Origin of the sequence: Mesorhizobium sp. M1A.F.Ca.IN.022.07.1.1 (assembly GCF_003997575.1) — a bacterium.
Classification (GTDB): domain Bacteria; phylum Pseudomonadota; class Alphaproteobacteria; order Rhizobiales; family Rhizobiaceae; genus Mesorhizobium.
Map to the genome: position 1 here is coordinate 1 of NZ_RZST01000424.1, position 4,338 is coordinate 4,338.

At 66.0% G+C, this 4,338-nt stretch carries 5 protein-coding genes; all 5 read left to right on the forward strand.

What is annotated here, in order from left to right; genetic code table 11:
• Window positions 1-513, forward strand: a 513-nt coding sequence (locus EOA75_RS29510) for a substrate-binding domain-containing protein (protein WP_164747646.1), incomplete at its 5' end; no start/stop codon positions are given.
• Window positions 510-1,526: a Gfo/Idh/MocA family oxidoreductase gene (locus tag EOA75_RS29515; protein ID WP_127325802.1), complete on the forward strand. Its 1,017-nt coding sequence runs from the start codon at window positions 510-512 to the stop codon at window positions 1,524-1,526. The genes EOA75_RS29510 and EOA75_RS29515, both read left to right, overlap by 4 nt.
• Window positions 1,523-3,124: an acyl CoA:acetate/3-ketoacid CoA transferase gene (locus EOA75_RS29520; protein WP_127325803.1), complete on the forward strand. Its 1,602-nt coding sequence runs from the start codon at window positions 1,523-1,525 to the stop codon at window positions 3,122-3,124. Before EOA75_RS29515 ends, EOA75_RS29520 begins: the two co-directional genes overlap by 4 nt.
• Entirely contained in the window at window positions 3,117-3,893 is a 777-nt protein-coding gene (locus EOA75_RS29525) for an enoyl-CoA hydratase/isomerase family protein (protein WP_127325804.1), read from the forward strand. Before EOA75_RS29520 ends, EOA75_RS29525 begins: the two co-directional genes overlap by 8 nt.
• A gap of 10 nt (window positions 3,894-3,903) precedes the next feature.
• Window positions 3,904-4,338 (forward strand): aldehyde dehydrogenase family protein (locus EOA75_RS29530; RefSeq protein WP_127325805.1); only part of this gene is annotated, 435 nt, incomplete at its 3' end.

Consider the following 4,338-nt stretch of genomic DNA (forward strand, 5'->3'; position numbering starts at 1 on the left):
GGCCACCGCCGGCTGGCTTTCTTCGGCGGTTCGTCCGACCTCGTTGTCTATCATGACAGGCTCGGCGGCTTCATCGAGGCTTGCGAGGCGCTTGGCATCCCGGCCGCCAACCGGACGATCGTCGAAGGCGAGACCAGCCGCAGAGGCGGCATGGCCTGCCTGGAGACCGCGCTTGCGGCAGCCGAGCCGCCGACAGCCGCGCTTTGCTTCAACGACGCCGTCGCTTTCGGCGTCATGCTCGCGCTGCGCAAGCGCGGCCTGGAGGCCGGGGCCGACTTCGCCGTGGTCGGTTTCGACGACGTGGCCGAAGCCGAGCACTACATGCCGGCGCTGACCAGCGTCGCCGTCGACACCCCAGGCCTTGGCGAGCGCGCCGCGCACGTCATGCTGAAGATGATCCAGTCGCGCACGACGCGCGCCGAGGACCATATCGGCGCGGTCAGCCTCGTCGTCAGGGAAAGCTGCGGCCCGAGCCGCAGCGCGCGCGGCACTGGAATGGGAGACGCGGCATGAGCGTGAGATGGGGCCTGATCGGCGCGAGCACAATCGCCAGGCAGTTCATGATCAACGCCATTCGCGCGCAGGCCGACGGCGAGGTTGCCGCCGTGATGAGCTCCAGCGCAGAGCGGGCTCGGGCCTACGCCAAGGAAAACGGCATTCCTAAAGCCGTCTCGACGCTCGATGCGCTGCTTGGCTCGAACATTGAGGCCGTCTACATCTCGACCACCAATGAGCTGCATCTCGAACAGGGGCTGGCCGCCATCAAGGCCGGCAAGCATGTGCTCTGCGAAAAGCCGCTGGCCCTGACCAGCGCCGATGCGCGCAAGATGGTTGTGGCGGCCAGGAAAGCCGGCATCGTGTTCGGCACCAACCATCATCTGCGCAATGCCGGCGCGCACCGCGCGATGCGCGAGGCGATCGCAACCGGCCGTATCGGCAAGCCGATCGCCGCGCGTGTCTTCCATTCCGTCTATCTGCCTGAAAGCCTGCAGGGCTGGCGCATCACCAGGCCCGAAGCCGGGGGCGGCGTGGTGCTCGACATCACGGTGCATGATGCCGACACGCTGCGCTTCGTGCTCGGCGACGATCCGGTCGAGATCTCGGCCTTCACACAGTCGGCCGGCATGGCCGGCGGCGGGCTGGAGGACGGCGCGATGTGCATCTGGCGCTTCAAGTCCGGCGTCATTGCGCAATCGCATGAAGGCTTCACGACCAAGTTCGCCGGCATCGGTTTCGAAGTGCATGGGTCGGAGGGCTCGCTGATCGCCACCGATGTGATGACGCAGAAGCCGGTCGGCTCGGTGCTGCTGCGCACTGCAAATGGCGAGGAAGAGCTGAACTTCGATCGCGAGGACCTCTACACCCGCTCGCTGCGCCAGTTCCATGCCGCGATCCGCGGCGAAGGCCAGCCTTCGGCCACCGGCGAGGACGGCATTTGGTCGCTGGCATCCGCCGAAGCAGCACTGCAATCATCGAAGACCGGCAAGGCCGTGATCATCGATCCGCAACTCGGGAGCCTCGCGTGAGCAAGCTCGTCACGGCAGCGCATGCCGCCAGCCTGATCAAGGACGGCATGGTTGTCTCGGTGTCGTCCTCGAGCGGCCTCGGCTGCCCCGATGCCGTGCTCGCCGCGATCGGCGAGCGCTTCGATGCGGAAGGGCATCCGAGAGCGATCACCACGCTGCACCCGATCGCCGCTGGCGACATGTACGGCATCAAGGGCATCGACCATCTCGCCAAGCCTGGCCTGCTCAAACGCACGCTCTGCGGCTCGTATCCGTCAGGCCCCTCCTCCGCCGAGCCGCCGCGGATCTGGCAGATGATCGGCGACGACTCGGTCGCGGCTTACAACGTGCCCTCCGGCATCCTCTTCGACATGCATCGCGAGGCGGCCGCCAAGCGTCCCGGCGTGCTGACCAAGGTCGGCCTCGACACTTTCGCCGACCCTCGCCACCAGGGCTGCGCCATGAACGCCGCCGCCAGCGAGCCGATCGTCTCGGTGCAGCAGTTCGACGGCGAGGAGTGGCTCTATTTCCGAGCCATCGTCCCCAACGTCTCGATCATCCGCGCCACCTCCGCCGACGAGCGCGGCAATCTCACCTACGAGCATGAGGGCGCCTATCTCGGCGGTCTCGAACAGGCATTGGCTGCCCGCAACAATGGCGGCATCGTCATTGCGCAGGTGAAGCGCATCGTCGAGAACGGCACCCTCAAGCCGCACGATGTGCGCGTGCCCGGCGTCTTGGTCGACCATATCGTCGTCGCGCCCGATCAGCTGCAGACGACGCAGACGGCTTACGACCCGGCGATCTCGGGCGAGATCTTCCGGCCGCTCTCCACCTTCCGCACCCCGGAGATGAACATCCAGAAGGTGATCGCGCGCCGCGTCGCCATGGAGTTGCGCGACGGCATGGCCGTCAATATCGGCTTCGGCATCTCCGCCAACGTGCCGCGCATTCTTCTCGAGGAAGGCCAGCACGGCAAGGTCACCTGGGTGATCGAGCAGGGCGCGGTCGGCGGCGTGCCGCTGCTCGACTTCAAGTTCGGCTGCGCCTCGAATGCCGAGGCGATCATGCCCTCGCCGCACCAGTTCATTTATTTCCAGGCCGGCGGCTTTGACGCCTCGCTCCTGTCCTTCCTGCAGATCGACCGCCACGGCTCGGTCAACGTGTCGAAGCTTTCGGCGAGACCGCATGTGACGGCCGGCGCCGGCGGCTTCGTCGATATCACCGCGCGGGCGAAGAAGATCGTCTTCTCCGGCTTCTTCAATGCTGGCGCCAAGCTTTCGCTGGCGAACGGCGCCCTCCGCATCGACCAGGAAGGCAAGGTGAAAAAGATCGTCGAGGAGGTCGAGCACATCTCCTTCTCCGGCAAGCGCGCGGTCGCGCAAGGCCAGGACATCACCTATGTCACCGAACGCTGTGTGATGAAGCTGACCCAGGCCGGGCTGATGGTGACCGAGCTGGCGCCCGGCATCGATCTCGAACGCGATGTGCTGGCGCAGGCCGACACTCCGCTCTCCGTCGCAAACGACCTCAAGTTCACGCCGGCCTCGCTCTATCAAGATCGGCCGATCGGCCTGTCGCTCAACGGCGGCGCTTCGCTTGGAGGCGCGCATGGCTGAGCGCCTCGTCACCTTCGAGCAGGATGGCGTGATCGGTACCGTGACGCTCAGGCGGCCGGAAAAGTTCAACGCGCTCGACATTCCGATGCTGCGCGCGCTCGAAGCCGCACTCGACAAGGCCGAACTGGCCGAGGGTGTCCGTATCGTGCTCATCAGCGGCGAAGGCAAGGGTTTCTGCGCCGGCGGCGACGTCGAGGCCTGGGCACAATTAAGCGCCGCCGATTTCCAGGTTCAATGGGTGCGCTACGGCCATCGTGTCTTCGACCGGCTGGCGCGGCTTCGGCAACCGACAATCGCCGTGCTGTCCGGCCATGCGCTGGGCGGCGGCTTGGAATTGGCCGCCGCCTGCGATTTTCGCGTCGCCGAAACCCAGATCAAGCTCGGCTTTCCCGAGACCTCGATCGGCGTCGTGCCCGGCTGGTCTGGTACGCAGCGCGCTGTGCGCCGCTTCGGTGCACAGATCGTGCGGCGCATGGCGCTTGGCGGCGAGATTTTTCTGGCGAACGAGGCGCTCGCCCTCGGCGTCGTCGACCGCGTCGTCGAAACCGGCAAGGCCTTGGATGAAGCAAAAGCCTGGGGAGAAAAGATCGCCGAGCGTGGTCCGCTCGCAACCGAGGCCGCCAAGCTGATGATCGGCATTGCCGAAGGCGAGGAAGACGCCGCCGCCACGGAAGCGCTGGCCAGCGGCTTCATTGCGCTCACCGGCGACCTCAAGGCCGGTGTCGGCGCGTTCAAGGCCAGGCACAAGCCGGACTTTTCGAGATCCTAGAGAAGATACGATGAACGCACCGCTTAACATTTCCATGCCGGTCGAAGCGTCTCAGGCGCCGAAGAGCTACAAGCTTCTGATCGACGGCAAACATGTCGATGCCCGGGACGGCCGCACGATCGAACGCAACAGCCCCGGCCACGGTTTTGCGGTTTCACGCTATGCGCAGGCGGGTGCTGCGGAAGTCGACGCTGCGGTGCAGGCAGCTCACAAGGCCTTCGAGGCCGGCGCATGGCCGCGCATGAAGGCGTCGGAACGCGCCGCGGTGCTGCTCAAAGCGGCCGATCTGATCGAGGGCCGACTGGAAGAGATTGCCAGGCTCGACGCGTTGGAATCCGGCAAGCCGATCGCGCAGGCGCGCGGCGAGATCGGCGGCGCCGTCGACATCTGGCGCTATGCCGCTTCGCTTGCTCGCACGCTCCATGGCGAGAGCTATGCCAATCTC